At 71.5% G+C, this 18,221-nt stretch carries 15 protein-coding genes; 7 read left to right on the top strand and 8 right to left on the bottom strand.

What is annotated here, in order from left to right; translation table 11 throughout:
* Nucleotides 1–231 precede the first annotated feature (231 nt).
* The 3 genes from ABT122_RS13655 to ABT122_RS13645 all read left to right on the top strand — a co-directional run bounded on the left by ABT122_RS13655 (nt 232) and on the right by ABT122_RS13645 (nt 2,923).
* Nucleotides 232–885: a DUF6230 family protein gene (locus tag ABT122_RS13655; protein ID WP_351550129.1), complete on the top strand. Its 654-nt coding sequence runs from the start codon at nt 232–234 to the stop codon at nt 883–885.
* A 90-nt stretch (nt 886–975) separates the two neighbouring features.
* The gene (locus tag ABT122_RS13650) at nt 976–1,506 is read left to right on the top strand and encodes a DUF6114 domain-containing protein (RefSeq protein ID WP_351550128.1); all 531 of its coding nucleotides are present in this window, start codon (nt 976–978) and stop codon (nt 1,504–1,506) included.
* A complete protein-coding gene (locus tag ABT122_RS13645) occupies nt 1,496–2,923 on the top strand; it encodes a hypothetical protein (protein ID WP_351550125.1) in 1,428 nt (475 codons plus the stop codon). Before ABT122_RS13650 ends, ABT122_RS13645 begins: the two co-directional genes overlap by 11 nt.
* Before the next feature lie 90 nt (nt 2,924–3,013).
* Here ABT122_RS13645 and pyk read toward each other — a convergent pair whose 3' ends face one another.
* The 3 genes from pyk to pta form a co-directional block, all read right to left on the bottom strand.
* Nucleotides 3,014–4,438 carry a pyruvate kinase gene (gene pyk / locus ABT122_RS13640; protein ID WP_351550123.1) on the bottom strand — a complete coding sequence of 475 codons (1,425 nt, stop codon included), beginning with the start codon at nt 4,436–4,438 and terminating at the stop codon, nt 3,014–3,016.
* Nucleotides 4,439–4,512: 74 nt separating this feature from the next.
* On the bottom strand, nt 4,513–5,736 hold the full coding sequence (locus ABT122_RS13635) for an acetate kinase (protein WP_351550120.1): 1,224 nt from the start codon (nt 5,734–5,736) through the stop codon (nt 4,513–4,515).
* A gap of 79 nt (nt 5,737–5,815) precedes the next feature.
* Complete coding sequence (pta, locus tag ABT122_RS13630) at nt 5,816–7,894, bottom strand: phosphate acetyltransferase (protein ID WP_351550117.1); 2,079 nt, start codon at nt 7,892–7,894, stop codon at nt 5,816–5,818.
* 278 nt (nt 7,895–8,172) lie between these two features.
* Here pta and ABT122_RS13625 point away from each other — a divergent pair, with 278 nt between their 5' ends.
* Entirely contained in the window at nt 8,173–9,198 is a 1,026-nt protein-coding gene (locus tag ABT122_RS13625; protein WP_351550114.1) for an ATP-dependent 6-phosphofructokinase, read from the top strand.
* A 508-nt stretch (nt 9,199–9,706) separates the two neighbouring features.
* Here ABT122_RS13625 and ABT122_RS13620 read toward each other — a convergent pair.
* From ABT122_RS13620 to ABT122_RS13600, 5 genes are all read right to left on the bottom strand, one after another.
* A complete protein-coding gene (locus ABT122_RS13620) occupies nt 9,707–10,549 on the bottom strand; it encodes a carbohydrate ABC transporter permease (protein WP_351550111.1) in 843 nt (280 codons plus the stop codon).
* Nucleotides 10,549–11,439, bottom strand: coding sequence for a carbohydrate ABC transporter permease (locus tag ABT122_RS13615; RefSeq protein ID WP_351550108.1), 891 nt, complete (start codon nt 11,437–11,439; stop codon nt 10,549–10,551). Before ABT122_RS13615 ends, ABT122_RS13620 begins: the two co-directional genes overlap by 1 nt.
* Nucleotides 11,436–12,788: an extracellular solute-binding protein gene (locus ABT122_RS13610; RefSeq protein ID WP_351550105.1), complete on the bottom strand. Its 1,353-nt coding sequence runs from the start codon at nt 12,786–12,788 to the stop codon at nt 11,436–11,438. The genes ABT122_RS13615 and ABT122_RS13610 overlap by 4 nt, the downstream gene beginning before the upstream one ends.
* A 188-nt stretch (nt 12,789–12,976) precedes the next feature.
* On the bottom strand, nt 12,977–13,699 hold the full coding sequence (locus tag ABT122_RS13605) for a response regulator (protein WP_351550102.1): 723 nt from the start codon (nt 13,697–13,699) through the stop codon (nt 12,977–12,979).
* The gene (locus tag ABT122_RS13600; RefSeq protein WP_351550099.1) at nt 13,696–15,327 is read right to left on the bottom strand and encodes a sensor histidine kinase; all 1,632 of its coding nucleotides are present in this window, start codon (nt 15,325–15,327) and stop codon (nt 13,696–13,698) included. Before ABT122_RS13600 ends, ABT122_RS13605 begins: the two co-directional genes overlap by 4 nt.
* A gap of 133 nt (nt 15,328–15,460) precedes the next feature.
* Between ABT122_RS13600 and ABT122_RS13595 the strand changes: the two genes are divergently transcribed.
* The 3 genes from ABT122_RS13595 (at nt 15,461) to ABT122_RS13585 (ending at nt 18,220) form a co-directional block, all read left to right on the top strand.
* A complete protein-coding gene (locus ABT122_RS13595) occupies nt 15,461–16,849 on the top strand; it encodes a cation:dicarboxylate symporter family transporter (protein ID WP_351550096.1) in 1,389 nt (462 codons plus the stop codon).
* Nucleotides 16,850–17,126: 277 nt separating this feature from the next.
* On the top strand, nt 17,127–17,579 hold the full coding sequence (locus tag ABT122_RS13590) for a winged helix DNA-binding protein (protein WP_351550093.1): 453 nt from the start codon (nt 17,127–17,129) through the stop codon (nt 17,577–17,579).
* Nucleotides 17,580–17,827: 248 nt separating this feature from the next.
* Complete coding sequence (locus ABT122_RS13585) at nt 17,828–18,220, top strand: MerR family transcriptional regulator (protein WP_351550091.1); 393 nt, start codon at nt 17,828–17,830, stop codon at nt 18,218–18,220.
* The last annotated feature ends 1 nt before the right edge of the window (nt 18,221 follow it).

Genomic DNA, 18,221 nt, shown 5'->3' with positions numbered 1-18,221 from the left:
CCGTGGACAGGGGGGTTCCCGCCGAACCGGGCGGGGCCTGTCCGATTCGGTTGTGCGTGATGCGTCAGGCGCGACCAGTGGTTGTCGCTCGGGGGTGATCGCCGGTGTTTCGGACGCGGTACGTGGCTGAAAGCGCGGGCGCTCTCCTTCCCGAGGACGTAGCACTTCTCCCATCCCAGGACGGACGTCCGCGTCCGGACCGGAGATGTACGTCCGAGAAGGAGGAAAGTCATGGAGTCTGTGACTCGTGGCGGAACCAGATGGAAGCGGTTCGCCCTGGTCATGGTGCCGAGTGTGGCCGCGACGGCCGCGATAGGCATCGGTCTGGCACAGGGGGCGCTGGCAGCGTCGTTCGCGGTGTCGGGCCAGGAGTTCAAGGTCTCGACCGGGTACCTCGACGGTGCCGGGTTCTCCCAGTACGGCGGCGTCGACGTCGGCTACAAGGAGATGGAGGGAGACGAGAAGGTCCCGCGCGCGGTGGCCGTCTCCACCTTCAAGAGCGCGAAGATCGAGGACATGTGTCAGTCGGTCGTCACCGACGTGCCGATTCTCGGGAAGATCACCCTCAAGCTGAAGGCGGGCGAGGACCGGGCCAAGCCCGTCCGCGCGGAGAACCTCTACCTGGACATCTCGCAGCTGGACGCGGACGCCAAGTTCACGAACATCGACATCGGTGTCGCCGCCAAGGACACCGACAAGCCCGGGACCGGCAAGGGTCCCGCCGTGGCCGATGGCACCGGCAACGGCTTCGCCCAGCAGGCCGACCGGGCCCAGCTGTGGGGCGTCAAGCAGAAGGCGTGGGCGACCACGGCCGGAAGTTTCACCCTCAACGGTCTGAGCATGCGCCTCCACCGCGGCAGCGGTGAAGGTGTCGAGTGCTTCTGACGGTGACCCCGTCGCGGGTGGGCGGGGAGCGCTCCCCACCCACCCGCTCACCTCCTCACACAGCAACACCAGTTCCAGGGAGCTGTTTTCATGAGCGCCGAGTCCATGGCCACGGAGCAGAACGAGCACTTTCTCCGCGTCTTCCGGCGTCGGTTCCGTGACTGGCGGGGCCAACGGCCCTTCTGGGCGGGCCTCTTCACCCTCCTCGGCGGCATCCCGATCGCCTACTTCCCCTACGCGAGCATGGAGTTCGGCAATCTGACGCTCTCCATGACGACCACCACGGGGTCGGGCGCGCTGATCATCGGTGTGCTGTTGGTCACCCTCGGGCTGACGATGTGGTTCCACCACATCGTGCGGGTCTTCGCGGGGGTCGCGTCGATCCTGCTCGCCCTGGTCTCGATTCCCATCGCCAATCTGGGCGGATTCATCGTCGGCTTCCTCTTCTCGCTGGTGGGCGGTGCCCTCTCGATCTCCTGGGCGCCCGGCGGGGAGCGGCCCGCCGAACCGGGGAGCAGAGCGCAGGCCGGCCCGGCCCGGCCGTGGGACGCGACCGGGTCCGACGCGAGAACACCCGGGACCACCACCGAACCCGACGGCGGGAGGAACAGTGCAGGGTGAGCCCACACGGTCGGCGGACACCGGGGACGACGGCGCCCGCACCAGAAGAGGTCCACGGCACGCGGCCCCCCGCAAGTCCCTGCTCGCCAAGCTCCAGCGCCCGGCCGGCAAGGCGATAGCCCTGGCGGCGATGCCGACCGCGGTCCTGGTGGGCATGGGGCTCACACCCCGGCCGGCGCTCGCGGAGGACAAGGACATCCCCTACGCGCCCGGCCCCTGTGTGACCCGCTCCGACGAGCCGTCCGCGCCGGCGTCCCCGCCGGATTCGGCGAAGCCCTCGCAGAGCCCTTCGCCGTCGCCGTCCGCCACCCCCACCGCTTCTCCTCCCGCTCCGACCCCGGGTGAGCCGTCCGGCGGGCCGTCGGGCGAACCGTCCGGCGGGCCGACCGCGGCCGGGGAGCCGGAGCCCGCCGGGAGCCCCTCCGCGTCGCGGTCCGGGGGCGCGGGGCCGGAGCACCCGGCGAGGGACCCCGCCCCCGGCCGGCCGGGGGCGGCCTCGGCGGCACCGGCCCGCTCCCCGTCCGCCGCCGGGGCGGAGCCCGGCGGGGAACGGCCCCGCGACCCGCTCGATCCGGGCGAGGCGCTCGGGGAGATCCTCGGCCGCCCGGGCGGCCAGCCGCCCCCCGCCTCCTCCCCGTCCACCGCCCCCGCCACCGGGAAGCCGCCCGGGAAACCCGCCCCGAGCCCGTCCCGGAATCCCTCCGGGAGTCCCTCCGGGAGTCCTTCCCCGAGTCCGTCGGCGAAGCCCTCCGCCGCGTCCTCCGGGCGGCCGGGGACCGACGAGGCCGCGGAGAAGACCCGGAAGGCCATCGAGGACGCCGCCGGCGCGGCGGGCGCGACCGTCGAGGAGCTGCCCGAGGAGGCCAGGGGCACCGAGCCCAGGAAGGACGAGGCCATCCCCGAGGGTGCCAAGCCCCGCTTCCCCTGCCCCACCCCCGACCCTCAGGCGCTCGCCGACGCCCGCGCCGAACCCGGCATCCCCCTGGTCCCCGACGACCCCTGGGTGCTGGAGAGTTCCCTGCTCACCCTGACCGGCCTGGACTACCACGGCATCGTGGAGGTCACCACGGGCGGCGGCAAGGTCAAGAAGGCCCTCAAGTTCACCGCGCGCGCCGTCGACATCAAGGATCTGCACCAGCTGGTGAGGGGCCCTATCGGCACCACCATCCACGTCGAGGCCCGCAAGGGCTCCACCTCGACCATCCGCGACAGCACGGTGACGATGTACACCGAGGAGCTGAAGGGCAATCTCTTCGGTCTGATCCCGGTCACCTTCAGCCCCCGGACCCCGCCGCCCGTCAATGTCCCCTTCGCCTTCTTCACCGATGTCCGGGTGGTGCAGGCCGGACAGTTCGGGGGGACGCTGACGGTGCCGGGGCTGAGCAACCACCTCACGGGCGGTGACGCGGGCCGCTGAGCCGCGGGGCGCCGGGAAGACCAGTGGGCCGTGCCCTCCCCGTACCGGCGGTACGGGGAGGACACGGCCCACGGCGGACGTGCGCGGCGGCTACGCCTCGCGGCCCAGGTGGTGCACCCGCACCATGTTCGTCGTACCGGGGACGCCGGGGGGCGAGCCGGCCGTCATCACCATGGTGTCGCCGTCGTTGTAGCGCTGGAGCTTCAGCAGCTCGGCGTCGACCAGGTCGACCATCTCGTCGGTGTTCGCCACATGCGGCACCACGAAGGACTCCACGCCCCAGCTCAGCGAGAGCTGGTTGCGTGTCGACTCCTCGGTCGTGAAGGCCAGGATCGGCTGACACGCGCGGTAGCGGGAGAGCCGGCGGGCCGTGTCGCCGGACTTGGTGAAGGCGATCAGGGCCTTGCCGTCCAGGAAGTCCGCGATCTCACAGGCGGCGCGGGCGACCGAACCGCCCTGGGTACGGGGCTTCTTGCCGGGGACCAGGGGCTGGAGGCCCTTGGACATCAGCTCCTCCTCCGCCGCCGTGACGATCTTCGACATCGTCTTGACCGTCTCGATGGGGTAGGCGCCCACGGACGACTCGGCGGAGAGCATCACCGCGTCCGCGCCGTCCAGGATCGCGTTGGCCACATCGGAGGCCTCCGCGCGCGTCGGACGGGAGTTGGTGATCATCGACTCCATCATCTGGGTCGCCACGATCACCGGCTTGGCGTTGCGCCGGCAGAGCTCGATCAGACGCTTCTGCACCATGGGGACCTTCTCCAGCGGGTACTCCACCGCCAGGTCGCCGCGGGCCACCATCACACCGTCGAACGCCATCACGACGTCCTCCATGTGGGCGACGGCCTGCGGCTTCTCCACCTTGGCGATGACGGGGACCCGGATGCCCACCTCGTCCATCACCTTGTGGACGTCCTTGATGTCATGGGCGTCCCGGACGAAGGAGAGCGCCACCATGTCGCAGCCCATCCGCAGGGCGAAGCGCAGGTCCTCGATGTCCTTCTCGGAGAGCGCGGGGACATTGACCGCCGCGCCGGGCAGGTTGATGCCCTTGTGGTCGGAGATGACACCGCCCTCGACCACGATCGTCTTCACCCGGGGGCCCTCGACCCCGACCACGCGCAGCTCGACATTGCCGTCGTTGATCAGGACCTGGTCGCCCTTGGAGACATCGCCCGGCAGCCCCTTGTAGGTGGTGCCGCAGATCGACTTGTCGCCCGCCACGTCCTCCGTGGTGATGGTGAACTCATCGCCGCGGATCAGCTCCACGGGCCCCTCGGCGAAGGTCTCCAGGCGGATCTTCGGGCCCTGGAGGTCGGCGAGCACGCCCACCGCGCGGCCGGTGTCCGCGGATGCCTTGCGGACGCGGTGGTAGCGGTCCTCGTGCTCGGAGTGGGAGCCATGGCTCATGTTGAAGCGGGCCACGTTCATTCCGGCCTCGATGAGCGTCTTCAGCTGCTCATACGAGTCGACGGCGGGGCCCAGTGTGCAGACGATTTTGGAACGGCGCATAAGGCTGATCCTATCCGTTTGTTTCGAGTCGGAATATTCAGGCCGATGGAATGGACAAATGGGCGGGACTCCGCTCAGCCGAGTGGCCCATCGGACACCAGCGCAAACGTCTGACGGGCGATCTCCAGCTCCTCGTCCGTCGGCACCACCGCCACCGCGACCCGTGCGTACGGTGCGGAAACGATCCGGGCCTCGTCCGACCGCTCCGCGTTCAGCGCGCCGTCCAGCGCGAGCCCCAGCTCCTCCAGACCGGCCACGGCGGCCTCGCGCACCGGCGCCGCGTTCTCCCCGACCCCGGCCGTGAACGCGATTGCGTCGACCCGGCCCAGTACCGCGTAGTACGCGCCGATGTATTTCTTCAGACGGTGTATGTAAATGTCGAAAGCGAGCCGGGCCCGCTCATCGCCCTCGTCGATCCGGCGGCGGATCTCCCGCATGTCATTGTCGCCGCAGAGGCCGACGAGACCGCTCTTCTTGTTCAGCAGTACGTCGATGTCATCAGCCGACATCCCCGCCACCCGCATCAGATGGAAGGTGACGGCGGGGTCGATGTCGCCGGAGCGGGTGCCCATCACCAGCCCCTCCAGCGGGGTCAGCCCCATCGAGGTGTCCACACACCGCCCGCCGGCCACCGCCGACGCGGAGGCGCCGTTGCCCAGGTGCAGCACGATCACATTGACGTCCTCCGGCGCCTTGCCCAGCAGCCGTGCCGTCTCCCGGGAGACATAGGCGTGCGAGGTGCCGTGGAAGCCGTAGCGGCGGATGCGGTGCGCGTCCGCCGTCTCCACGTCGATGGCGTAGCGGGCCGCCGACTCCGGCATCGTCGTGTGGAACGCCGTATCGAAGACCGCCACCTGCGGCAGATCGGGCCGCAGCGCCCGCGCGGTGCGGATGCCGGTGATGTTCGCCGGGTTGTGCAGCGGCGCCACCGGCACCAGCCGCTCCACCTCCGCGAGCACCTCGTCGTCGATCACCGTCGGCTCGGTGAACCGCAGTCCGCCGTGCACCACCCGGTGGCCGATCGCCGCCAGCTCGGGCGAGTCCAGCCCCAGACCGTCGGCGGCCAGCTCGCCGGCGACCGCCTTCAGCGCGGCGCCGTGGTCGGCGATCGGGGCCGTGCGCTCCCGCTTGCCGCCGCCCGCGCCGCCGGTGAGCGGGGTGTGCACCAGCCGGGAGGTCTCCTCGCCGATCCGCTCGACCAGGCCGACGGCCAGCCGCGCGCCGCCCCTCATGTCGAGAAGCTGGTACTTCACCGACGAGGAGCCGGAGTTGAGGACGAGGACTCGGGTCGCTGTCATGGGGCCTTCTGTGTGGTGCGGGTGTGCTGCGGAGGTCATGGGATGAGGACCGGGATACGGATACGGATACGGATACGGATCAGGGCCGGGGTTCCGGCTGGGCCTGGATGGCGGTGATCGCCACCGTGTTCACGATGTCGCTCACCAGCGCTCCCCGGGACAGGTCGTTCACGGGCTTGCGCAGCCCCTGGAGCACCGGGCCCACCGCCACCGCGCCCGCCGAGCGCTGCACGGCCTTGTAGGTGTTGTTCCCGGTGTTGAGGTCGGGGAAGATCAGCACGGTCGCCCGCCCCGCCACCTCGGAGTCCGGCAGCTTGGTCGCGGCCACGGTCGGCTCCACCGCCGCGTCGTACTGGATCGGGCCCTCGGTGCGCAGCTCCGGGTGGGAGCGGCGGACCAGCTCGGTGGCCTCCCGGACCTTGTCGACATCGGCGCCCGAGCCGGAGGTGCCGGTGGAGTAGGAGAGCATCGCGATCCTCGGCTCCACGCCGAACCGGGCCGCCGTGGCCGCCGACTGGACGGCGATGTCGGCGAGCTGCTCGGCGTTCGGGTCCGGGTTGACCGCGCAGTCCCCGTACACCAGCACCTTGTCCGCCAGGCACATGAAGAAGACCGACGACACGATCTTGGCGTCGGGCTTGGTCTTGATGATCTCGAACGCCGGGCGGATGGTGGCCGCCGTGGAGTGCACCGAGCCCGAGACCATGCCGTCCGCGAGGCCCTCCTGCACCATCAGCGTGCCGAAGTAGTTCACGTCGGCGACCACGTCGTACGCCAGCTCCACCGTCACACCCTTGTGGGCGCGCAGCTCCGCGTACCGCTCGGCGAAGCTCTGGCGCAGCTCGGAGGTGTTCGGGTCGATGAGCTGGACGCCGCCCAGGTCGATGCCGAGGTCGGCGGCCTTCTTGCGGATCAGCTCGATGTCGCCGAGCAGGGTCAGATCGCAGACGTCCCGGCGGATGAGCACATCGGCGGCCCACAGCACCCGCTCCTCGCTGCCCTCGGGCAGCACCACCCGCCGCCGGTCCGCGCGGGCCTGCTCCAGCAGCTCGTGCTCGAACATCATCGGGGTGACATGGCCGCTGCGGGCCACCGCCAGCCGGGCCAGCAGCTCACCGGTGTCGACATGGCGCTCGAAGAGGCCGAGCGCCGTCTCGGCCTTGCGCGGCGTCGAGGCGTTCAGCTTCCCTTCGAGGCCGAACAGCTCGGCCGCCGTGGGCCAGCTCGTGGAGGGCACCGAGATCACCGGGGTGCCGGGCGCGAGCCGGGAGGCGAGGGTGAGGACCTCGTCGCCGGGGCGCTCGTCCAGGGTGAGCAGCAGGCCCGCGATCGGCGGGGTGCCGGCCGAGTGGGCGGCCAGCGCGCCGACCACCAGATCGGCGCGGTCGCCGGGGGTGACCACCATGCAGCCGGGGGTCAGCGCCTTGAGGAAGTTCGGCAGCATCGCACCGCCGAAGACGAAGTCCAGGGCGTCCCTGGCGAGCCCGGAGTCGTCGCCGAGCAGCACGGTGCCGCCCAGGGCGTGGGTGATCTGGGCGACGGTCGGGGCGGAGAGCGCCGGCTCGTCGGGGAGTACGTAGCAGGGGACGGGGAGCCGCGCCGCGAGCCGCTCGGATATGACCGCGCGGTCGGCGGGGGAGACCCGGTTGACGACCATCGCGAGCACCTCGGCGCCCAGGGCCTCGTACGCCCGGTGGGCGTTGCGGGCCTCGGCCCGCACCGATTCGGCGGTCTGGCCCTTGCCGCCGACGACGGGGATCACGGAGGCGCCGAACTCATTGGCGAGCCGGGCGTTGAGCGCCAGCTCGTCGGGGAGCTGGGTGGCGGCGAAGTCGGTGCCGAGGACCAGCACCACCTCGTACTCCCTGGCGACCTGGTGGAAGCGGTCGACCAGCCGGGAGACCAGCTCGTCGGTGCCCTTCTCGGCCTGGAGCGCGGAGGCCTCGTGGTAGTCGAGGCCGTAGACGGAGGCCGGGTCCTGGGTGAGCCGGTACCGCGCCCGCAGCAGTTCGAACAGCCGGTCGGGTCCGTCGTGCACCAGGGGGCGGAAGACCCCGACCCGGTCCACTTGGCGGGTGAGGAGCTCCATGACTCCCAGCTCGACGACCTGCCGGCCGTCCCCCCGGTCGATCCCGGTCACGTACACGCTGCGCGTCACGCGTGCTCTCCTGTCCGTCTTCGCTCGCTGGTGCTGTCGTACGGGTCCCGTACGGACACCTCTACCGTGCGACCGCTCGCACAAACGGCCGTACAAAAAAACCGCTGGTCGGCGGCTTTACCTCTTGACAATACCTCCGAGGCTGGATAAGGCGCCTGCCGGACCGGTGTCATCGGGGACGGAGGGGGCACCCGGGCGGTAGGGCAGCGCCCCGTGGCCCATGGAACAATTGGCCCCAGGGTCACGTGTACCACCCGACGAGCAGGAGACACAGCACGATGCGTATCGGAGTTCTCACCGCAGGGGGCGACTGCCCCGGACTGAACGCAGTGATCCGGTCGGTCGTGCACCGGGCGATGACGGGACACGGGGACGAGGTCATCGGCTTCGAGGACGGCTTCAAGGGCCTCCTCGACGGGCACTACCGCCCGCTCGACCTCAACGCGGTCAGCGGGATTCTCGCCCGTGGCGGCACGATCCTGGGCTCGGCCCGGCTGGAGCGCAACCGGCTCCGCGAGGCCGCCGAGAACTGCGGGGAGATCCAGCGGCGGTACGGGATCGATGTGCTCATCCCGATCGGCGGGGAGGGCACCCTCACCGCGTCCCGGATGCTCTCCGACGCGGGGATGCCGGTCGTCGGCGTGCCGAAGACCATCGACAACGACATCTCCGCCACGGACCGCACCTTCGGCTTCGACACCGCCGTGACGGTCGCCACCGAGGCGATCGACCGGCTGAAGACCACCGCCGAGTCGCACCAGCGCGTGATGGTCGTCGAGGTCATGGGCCGGCACGCCGGGTGGATCGCCCTGGAGTCCGGGATGGCGGGCGGGGCGCACGGGATCTGCCTGCCGGAGCGGCCCTTCCAGGTCGAGGATCTGGTGAAGATGGTGGAGGAGAGGTTCTCCCGGGGCAAGAAGTTCGCCGTGATCTGCGTCGCCGAGGGGGCGCACCCCGCCGAGGGGTCGATGGAGTACGGCAAGGGGGAGATCGACCAGTACGGCCACGAGCGCTTCGAGGGGATCGGCAACCGCCTGGCGACCGAGCTGGAGCACCGCCTCGGGAAGGAGGCGAAGCCGGTGATCCTCGGGCATGTCCAGCGCGGAGGGGTGCCGACGGCGTACGACCGGGTGCTGGCGACGCGGTTCGGGTGGCATGCGGTGGAGGCGGCGCACCGGGGGGACTTTGGCAAGATGACTTCGTTGCGGGGGACGGATGTGGTGATGGCTCCGCTGGCGGATGCGGTGACCCGTCTGAAGACGGTTCCGACGGAGCGCATGTACGAGGCGGAGTCCGTCTTCTAGCCCGCCCCGGGCGGCCCCGGCGCCACAGGTGCCCCGAGCAAACCCAGCCCGTCCGGCATTTGAGGACGGACCCCGCGCTACAGGTGCCCCGAGCAAACCCAGCCCGTCCGGCGTTTGAGGACGGACCCTGGTCCACAGGTGGCCCGAGCAAACCCAGCCCGTCCGGCGTTTGAGGACGGACCCTGGTCCACAGGTGGCCCGAGCAAACCCAGCCCGTCCGGCGATTGAGGACGGACCCTGGTCCACAGGTGGCCCGAGCAAACCCAGCCCGTCCGGCGATTGAGGACGGACCCTGGTCCACAGGTGGCCGCATGCTGCGGGTCGCGGTCGGGGGCCAGCCCCCGAACCCCCGCGCCTCAATCGCCGGCGGGGCTGGGGTGGCGTGCCTCAAGCGCCGGCGGGGCTGGGGTGGGGCGCCTCAAGCGCCGGAGGGGCTGGGCTCGCTCAGCTTGCCGGCGGGGCTGGGGTGGGCGGCGGGCAGGAATTCGAACGGGCCGGGGCACCCGGACTACCCCTTGACCGCCCCGCCCAGCGCGAACCCCGCCCCCAGGCGGCGGGCGATCAGCAGGTACAGCAGCAGCACCGGGGTTGAGTACAGCATCGAGAACGCCGCCAGCTGCCCGTACACCACCGTCCCGTAATTCCCGAAGAACGTGAAGATCGACACCGACGCGGGCAGCCGGTCCGGAGTCAGGATCAGCATGAACGGAACAAAGAAGTTCCCCCACAGCTGGATAAAGGTGTAGATCGTCACCACCCCCACCCCCGGCCCCATCAGCGGCAGCACCACCCGCACCAGCGCCTGCCTCCCCGACGCCCCGTCCGTCCACGCCGCCTCCTCCAGCGCCACCGGGACCGAGTCCATGAAGTTCTTCATCAGCCAGATGGAGAAGGGGAGCTGGGAGGCGGCCAGGAAGAGCCCCGTCCCGTACATCGTGTCGATCAGGTTCACCTGGACGAAGAGCCCGTAGACCGGGACCATCACGGCCGTCACCGGCAGACAGGTCGTGAAGAGGATCGTCAGCAGATAGGCCCGCCCCCACCGCCCGCCGTGCCGCGACAGCGGATACGCGGCGAGCGCGGCGCACCCCACCGTCAGCGCCGTCGCCCCGCCGCACAGCAGCAGACTGTTCAGCATCGGGGTGAAGGTGATCTCCTCCGTGAGCACCGCTCCGAAGTTCTCCCCGCCGACCGACGACGGCAGCCGGACCCGCATGTCCGCCGCCGGGTCCACCGACGCCAGCACCAGCCACACCAGCGGGACGGCGAACGCGCAGGCGGTCAGCAGCAGGGCGGCGTCCGCCGCCCGCCGTGCCCGGCGGGCCCGGGCCGGGCCGGCTCCGGGGCGCATCAGACCTCCGCCCGCAGCAGCCGCAGATACACCGCCGAGAACACCGCGCCCACCAGCAGAAGCAGCAGCGCCACCGCCGTCCCGTACCCGATCAGGCTCTTCAGGAAGGCCTGGTCGTACATGAACACCGGCAGCGTCCGGCTGCGGTTCCCGGGGCCGCCCCGGGTCATCGCCCAGATCAGCCCGAAGACCGAGAGCGTGGAGAGCGTGTTCAGCATCAGATTCGTGCCGATCGAGCGGCGGATCATCGGCAGGGTGATGTGCCACAGCCGGCGCACCCCGCTCGCCCCGTCCACCTCGGCCGCCTCCACCACCTCACGCGGGATGTCCGAGAGCGCGGCCGAGTAGATCAGCATCGAGAAGGCCGTGCCGCGCCACACATTGGCGAGGGAGACCGCCAGGATCGGCAGGGTGTACAGCCAGTTCTGCGCGGGGAGATGGAGCCACTCCAGCAGCGCGTTCAGCGTTCCCTCGCGGCGGAAGAAGACATAGAGCAGAAACGCCGCGACGATCTCCGGCAGCACCCAGGCCGTGACCACCAGCGCCCCGGTGACCGTGCGCACCGGACGGGACGCCGAGCGCATCAGCGCCGCCAGCGCGAGACCCAGGGTGTTCTGCCCGACGACGGCGGAGACAAAGGTGAAGACCAGCGTCAGCCACACGGCGTCGCGGAACCCGTCGTCCGCGAAGGCCCGGCGGAAGTTGTCGAACCCGACGAACTCCGCCCCCGACGAGCCCGTCAGCTGCATATCGGTGAAGGCGATCCAGACGCAGTACCCGATCGGCCCGGCCAGGAAGAGCAGCAGCAGGACGGTGGCGGGCGTCACCGGCGCCCACCGCCGCAGCGCGGCGCGGACCGGCGCCGCCCCGGGTGCCCCGGTGGCGCTCACCCGGTCGTGACCGCGCCGTCGGCGATCGTCCTCAGTTCGTCGTCGTACGCCCGGGCCGCCTCGGCCGCCGAGGCGTCGCCCGTCGTCACCTTCTCCAACGCCTCCCCGATCGCCGACGACACCCGCGGGTAGACGGGCAGCGCCGGCCGGTAGTGGGTGTACCGGACCAGTCCGGTGAAGAAGCCGACGCCCGGCATGGAGGAGAGATACGCCGGGTCGGCCGCGACATCCCTCCGGACCGCGATCTGCGCGCCGACCACGCACCAGCGGGTCGCGTTCCGTCTGCTCTGGAGCGTGCGGATGAACCGCCAGGCCAGATCGGCGTTGCTCGCCCTCCGCGGGATCGACCAGGCCCAGCCGCCGGACATCGAGACCTTCCCGGGTGCCTGCCCGCGCTGCGTCGGCATCGCCGCCCGGCCCAGCTCCTCGCTCCAGCCGGGCCACTTCCTCGCACCCGACGCGATCCAGTGCTGGCCCATCCACGAGCCGTCGAGCGCGATCGCCAGCTTCCCCTCCGGGAGCCACTCGGTGGCGACCCGTGTGCCCACGTTCGGGTCGAGGGCGTCGGAGACCTCGGGGCCCAGCTTCTCCGCGTACACCGTCCGGACGAAGTCGAGGGCGTCCCTGAAGCCCCGGCCGCCGGCGACCCACTTGCCGTCGTGGTGGAGCGGATCGGCCCCGGTCCCGTACAGCAGCATCTCGAAGCCCTGCATCACCGCCGCCTCGCCCGGGCCCTTGCCGGTGTAGACATTGAGCGGGATGACGCCCGGGACCCTCTCCTTGACGGTACGGGCGGCCTCCAGCAGCTCCGCCCAGCTCCGGGGCTGCCAGTCGGCGGGCAGACCGGCCCTGGCGAAGATCGCCTTGTTGAACCAGAGCCCCCGGGTGTCGGTGCCGTCCGGGACGCCGTAGGTCTTTCCGTCGCCGCCCCCGGCCGCCGCCTTCGCGCCGTCCTCGAACTGCGCCCACTCCTTCCAGTTCGAGAGATAGCCGTCCAGCGGTCTCAAATACCCGGCCTCGATATCGGAGTTGACGCGGAAGGTGTCCTCGTACACCAGATCCGGCGCGGTTTTCGCGGAGCGCATCATCTGCTGCGCCTTGGTGCCGTAGTCGCTGTCCGGGGCCTGCACCGGAATGAGTTCAACCCTCTTTCCCGGGTTGGCCTTCTCGAACTCCTCCCGGACCGTGTCGAGATGGCGGTCCATGAAACGGTTCTTGTTGTCGGTGGAGCGCTTGTAGACCACTTTCACGGTGTCGGGATCGCGGTCCGATCCGCTGCCGCAGGCGGTGAGCGCCGATCCCGAGACGGTGAGCGCGATGACGAGGGCCAGTGGGGCGGTGGGGCGCACAGGCACGACCTCCTCTGAGCCGGGCTCCGGGCCGCGGGGCCTCGGAGGGCTGCCGTGCGACCGTAGGTCCGGCCCGCTGAGGGGGTCAATCCCCGTGCAGGGCGGTCGTCAGTGCGTCGGCCGCCCGTCCGGGCGCGGGCTCCCGTCCCCGCCCGGCGGGCGGTTCGGCGGGTGGCCCGGCGGGTGGTTCAGCGAGTGGCGGGAATCCATCGGTACTGGAGCTCCGGCCGGCCGATCTGGCCGTACTGCGGACTGCGCGCCGCCCGGCCCTCGCCCACCAGGTGCTCCAGATAACGGCGGGCGGTGATCCGGGAGATCCCCACCGCCGTGCCCGCCTCCGCCGCCGTCAGACCCCCCGGCGCGTCCCGCAGCGTACGGGTGACGGACTCCAGCGTGGGACTGCTCAGCCCCTTCGGCAGCGCGCCCCCCTGCGGTGCCCGCAGCGCCCCCAGCGCCCGGTCCACCTCGTCCTGCCCGCTGGCCTCCCCGGCCGCCGCGCGGAACTCCGCGTACCGCGCGAGACGGTCCCGCAGGGTCGCGAAGGTGAACGGCTTCAGGACGTACTGCACCACCCCCAGCGACACGCCCTCGCGCACGATCGCCAGATCGCGGGCGGAGGTGACGGCGATGACATCGGCGTGGTGGCCGGCCGCGCGCAGCGACCGCACGAGATGGAGCCCGTGCCCGTCCGGGAGATAGAGATCGAGCAGCAGCAGATCGACCCGGGTCCGCTCCAGCACCCGTACCGCCTCCGAGCGCGAGTGGGCCACGCCCGCCACCCGGAAGCCGGTGACCCGGCCGACGTAGAGCGCGTGGGCGTCGGCGGCCACCGGATCGTCCTCCACCACCAGGACCCGGATCGCCTCGGGGTCCTCGCCGCCGGGGCCGGCCGGCGGACGGGGCGCGCTCACGCGGACACCTCCGCGCGCAGCGGCAGCCGTACGCTGAACCGCGCGCCGCCGTCCGGACCCCGGTCCAGCTCCACCGCGCCCCCGCTCCGGTGCACCGCCTGCCGCACCAGCGCGAGGCCGAGGCCCCGGCCGGCGCCGTGGGTGGACCAGCCCCGGCGGAACACCTCGTCCACGCGCGCCGGGTCGACGCCCGCGCCCGTGTCGTACACCTGGATCAGCAGCCCGTCCTCGTCGGCGCGGGCGGTGACGGTGACCCTGGCCCTCGGCGCGGCCGCCGCTCCGTCACCGGGCCCGGGGCGCGGCTCCTGGCAGGCCGCCGCGTCCACCGCGTTGTCGATCAGATTGCCGAGGATCGTCACCAGGTCCCGGGCGGGCAGCGAGGCCGGGAGCACCCCGTCGTCGATCCGGCTGTCCGGGGCGAGCACCAGCTCCACCCCCCGCTCGTTGGCCTGCGCCGCCTTGCCCAGCAGCAGCGCCGCCAGCACCGGTTCGCCGACCGCGCCCACCACCCGGTCGGTCAGCACCTGCGCCAGCTCCAGCTCCGCCGTCGCGAACTCGACGGCCTCCGGGACCCGGCCCAGCTCGATCAGCGACACCACCGTGTGCAGCCGGTTCGCCGCCTCGTGGGCCTGGGAGCGGAGCGCCTGGCTGAATCCGCGCTCGGAGTCCAGCTCCCCGGAGAGCGCCTGGAGTTCGGTGTGGTCGCGCAGGGTCGCGACCGTGCCGCGCTGCTCGCCGCCGACCACGGGGCTGGTGTTGACGACGATGACCCGGTCGGCGGTGAGATGGACCTCGTCCACCCGGGGTTCGGAGGCCAGCAGCGCGCCGGTGAGCGGGGCGGGCAGCCCCAGTTGGTCCACCGGGCGGCCGACCGCGTCCGGGCCCAGGCCCAGCAGCTCCCGCGCGCCGTCGTTGACCAGGGCGATCCTGCGCCGGCCGTCGAGCATCAGCAGCCCTTCGCGGACCGCGTGCAGCGCGGCCTCGTGGTAGTCGTGCATCCGGCTCAGCTCGGACGCGTTCATGCCGTGGGTGTGCCGCCGCAGCCGTGCGTTGATCACATAGGTGCCGAGTCCGCCGAGCGCCAGCGCCCCGCCCGCGACCACGAGCAGCGCCGCCACCTGCTCGCGCACCTGCTCGGTGATCTTCTGGATGGTGATCCCGGCGCTGACCAGGGCGACGATGCGCCCGCCGTCGCCGTACACCGGTACCACCGTACGGATGGAGGGGCCGAGCACACCCGGATGCCGTTCGCTGTGGATCTCGCCGTTCAGGGCCTGTTCGGTGTGGCCGAGATAGGTGCGCCCGATCTCCCCGGGTTCGGGGTGGGTCCAGCGGGTGCCGTCCGGGGCCATGACCACGATGAAGTTGACGCCCGCGTCGCGGCGCAGCCCCTCCGCGTACGGCTGGAGCGCCTCGGTGGGGCGGGGGGAGCCGGCGGCGGCGATGACCGAGGGGGAGTGGGCGACGGCGGTCGCCGCGGCCCTGGACTGGAGCCGCGCGGTCTCCTCGGCCTGGGTGCGGTCGGTGAGGTAGGTGAAGAGGGCACAGACCGCCACGATCGCGGCGACCAGGACAACCTGCATCGCGAAGAGCTGTCCCGCGAGGCTGCGGGGGCGGGGTATGCGCATGGCCTAAGTCTGCCTGCCGGATTTCGTATGAACGAAACGCACGTAAGCGTGACCGGGGTCACAGGGTGATGGATAGTCGCGGAAATCCATATGGGACATGGACCGGCTTTCTTTTGTATGAGGAGGGACCCCCGTGGCTGCTGTTGCAGGCAGAAGGGACCGTACGCACTATCTGTACATCGCCGTTATCGCGGCGGTGGTGCTGGGCATCACCGTGGGCTTCGTGGCACCGGGAGTCGCCGTCGAGCTGAAGCCGATCGGCGCGGGGTTCGTCAACCTCATCAAAATGATGATCTCGCCGGTGATCTTCTGCACGATCGTGCTGGGGATCGGGTCGGTCCGCAAGGCGGCCAAGGTCGGCGCGGTCGGCGGTCTCGCGCTGGGGTACTTCCTGGTGATGTCGACCGTGGCGCTGGCGATCGGTCTGCTGGTCGGCAACTTCGTGGAGCCGGGCTCCGGGCTCCAGATCACCGAGGCCGCGAAGGCGGCGGGCGACAAGGCCGCCGAGGGCGCGGGCGGCGAGTCCACCGCCGACTTCCTGCTGGGGATCATCCCCACGACGATGGTCTCCGCCTTCACCGAGGGCGAGGTGCTCCAGACGCTGCTGGTGGCGCTGATGGCCGGGTTCGCGCTCCAGGCGATGGGAGCGGCGGGTGAGCCGGTGCTGCGCGGGATCGGGCACATCCAGCGGCTGGTCTTCCGCATCCTGGCGATGATCATGTGGGCCGCTCCGGTGGGTGCCTTCGGCGCCATCGCCGCCGTGGTCGGCGAGACCGGGATGGACGCGCTGAAGTCGCTCGCGGTGATCATGATCGGCTTCTATGTGACCTGCGCGCTCTTCGTGTTCGTGGTGCTGGGCGCGCTGCTGAAGCTGGTCTCCGGGGTGAATCTGCTCGCCCTGATGAAGTACCTGGGCCGGGAGTTCCTGCTCATCGTCTCCACCTCGTCGTCGGAGTCGGCGCTGCCGAGGCTGATCGCGAAGATGGAGCACATGGGCGTCAGCAAGCCCGTGGTCGGCATCACCGTGCCGACGGGCTACTCCTTCAACCTCGACGGCACGGCGATCTATCTGACGATGGCCTCGCTCTTCATCGCCAACGCGATGGGCGACCCGCTGAGCGCCTCCGAGCAGATCTCGCTGCTGATCTTCATGGTCATCGCGTCGAAGGGCGCGGCGGGCGTCACGGGCGCCGGGCTCGCGACCCTCGCGGGCGGCCTCCAGTCGCACCGGCCGGAACTGGTCGACGGGGTCGGGCTGATCGTCGGCATCGACCGCTTCATGAGCGAGGCGCGGGCGCTGACCAACTTCGCGGGCAACGCGGTGGCGACGGTGCTGGTCGGCACCTGGACGAAGGAGATCGACAAGGAGCGGGTCCGCGAGGTGCTGGCCGGGCGGATTCCGTTCGACGAGGAGACCCTGCTGGACGACGGGCACGGCGGGCCGGTGGAGTCCGCCGCGCCCGGGGCGGCGGAGCCCGCTCCCGGCCCGGAGAAGAAGAAGGTCGTGACCACCAAGGTCTGATCCGGGCCCGGCCCGCTCCCCGGGACGCCCGCGTCCACCCTCCGCTTCCCCCACGGCGGAGGGTGGGCGCGGGCTTTCGCGGTGCGGCCGGCGCGGGGTCTCGCGCGGTGCGCGGGGGCGGGCGGAGGCTCCCCGAGGGTCCCGGAGGCTCCCCGGGGGTCCCGGGGGCGGGCGGGCCTTCGCGTTCCCGGGGCCGGGGGCGGGTGCCGGGTGCGGGGTGCGGGTGCGGGTGCGACCACTTGACCTCAACCTTGGTCGAGCTTCTACGGTCGTTCCCATGAAGACCTACACAGAGCGGCAGTTGGCCGCCCAGCCCGTCGGCTACTGGACCGGTGAGGCGTACCGCACGATCGTCGCCCGCATCCGCGCCGGACTCGCCGAGGAGCGGCTCACCCAGCCCCACTGGTGGATTCTCAACCATGTCTCGGGCCGCCCGGGCCACTGGCGGCGCGCTCCCCTCGCCGCCTGGCTGGTCACCTTCGACGACCAGGACACCGACTTCCCCGCCGTCCTCGACGACCTGGTGGCGCGCGGCTGGCTCACCGAGGCGGAGAGCGGCGAGCTGACCCTCACGGACCAGGGGGAGGCGGGCCGGGCCCGCGCCCGGGAGCGGACGGCGGCGACGACCCGGCTGATCCACCAGGGCATCGACACCGCGGAGTACGTCGCCGCGCTCCAGGTGCTGCGCCGGATGATCGACAACCTGGGCGGCCGGAGCGACCTCCCCTGACCCCGCCGCACGGGGGCCGGCCCCGGGACACGGCCGCGTCAGCCGGGCACGACCCGTGGGTCGCGCGTGCCGGGGGCCGCCGGACACAGCGCGGTCACAGGGCATCAGGAGGGTGACCGGCCGGGCCATCGGGCGGGGTCACGCGCAGGACGACCGGGCGAGCGCCCACGAGGCGATCGTCCGTCCCCGGCCTCCCCCGTGCCCGTCCGTTTGCCCTGCCGCCGACGTCAAGGTCTACGGTCGCCTCCATGCGAATCGGCGAGCTGGCGCGGCGGGCCGGCACCACCACCCGCACCCTGCGCTACTACGAGTCACGCGGGCTGCTGCCCGCGCGGCGCGCGGCGAACGGATACCGCGCCTACGACGAGAGCGATCTGCGGCTGCTCCAGCAGATCAGGACCCTTCAGGACTTCGGGTTCGACCTGGAGGAGACCCGCCCGTTCGTGGAGTGCCTGCGCGCGGGCCACCCGTCGGGCGACTCCTGCCCCGCCTCGCTCGCCGTCTACCGGGCCAAGCTCGGCGAACTGGACACGCTCATCGAGCAGCTCCGGTCCGTCCGTGACCAGCTCGGTTCGCAGCTCGCCCGGGCCGAGTCGGAGCTGACCGCCGGCCCGGAACCACGATGCGCATTCGGAGGATGAC

This window comes from Streptomyces sp. NPDC001985, assembly GCF_040296845.1.
Lineage (GTDB): Bacteria > Actinomycetota > Actinomycetes > Streptomycetales > Streptomycetaceae > Streptomyces.
The sequence above is the reverse complement of the archived record's forward strand: the minus strand, read 5'-3'. Positions and strand labels throughout refer to the sequence as shown.

Bases quoted from the DNA above. Each gene is read 5' to 3' on its own strand.
- ABT122_RS13655 (WP_351550129.1), top strand. From the start codon at position 232: ATGGAGTCTGTGACTCGTGGCGGAACCAGATGGAAGCGGTTCGCCCTG.
- ABT122_RS13650 (WP_351550128.1), top strand. From the start codon at position 976: ATGAGCGCCGAGTCCATGGCCACGGAGCAGAACGAGCACTTTCTCCGC.
- pyk (WP_351550123.1), bottom strand. From the start codon at position 4,438: ATGCGCCGTTCCAAAATCGTCTGCACACTGGGCCCCGCCGTCGACTCG.
- ABT122_RS13635 (WP_351550120.1), bottom strand. From the start codon at position 5,736: ATGACAGCGACCCGAGTCCTCGTCCTCAACTCCGGCTCCTCGTCGGTG.
- ABT122_RS13625 (WP_351550114.1), top strand. From the start codon at position 8,173: ATGCGTATCGGAGTTCTCACCGCAGGGGGCGACTGCCCCGGACTGAAC.
- ABT122_RS13620 (WP_351550111.1), bottom strand. From the start codon at position 10,549: ATGCGCCCCGGAGCCGGCCCGGCCCGGGCCCGCCGGGCACGGCGGGCG.
- ABT122_RS13600 (WP_351550099.1), bottom strand. From the start codon at position 15,327: ATGCGCATACCCCGCCCCCGCAGCCTCGCGGGACAGCTCTTCGCGATG.
- ABT122_RS13590 (WP_351550093.1), top strand. From the start codon at position 17,127: ATGAAGACCTACACAGAGCGGCAGTTGGCCGCCCAGCCCGTCGGCTAC.
- ABT122_RS13585 (WP_351550091.1), top strand. From the start codon at position 17,828: ATGCGAATCGGCGAGCTGGCGCGGCGGGCCGGCACCACCACCCGCACC.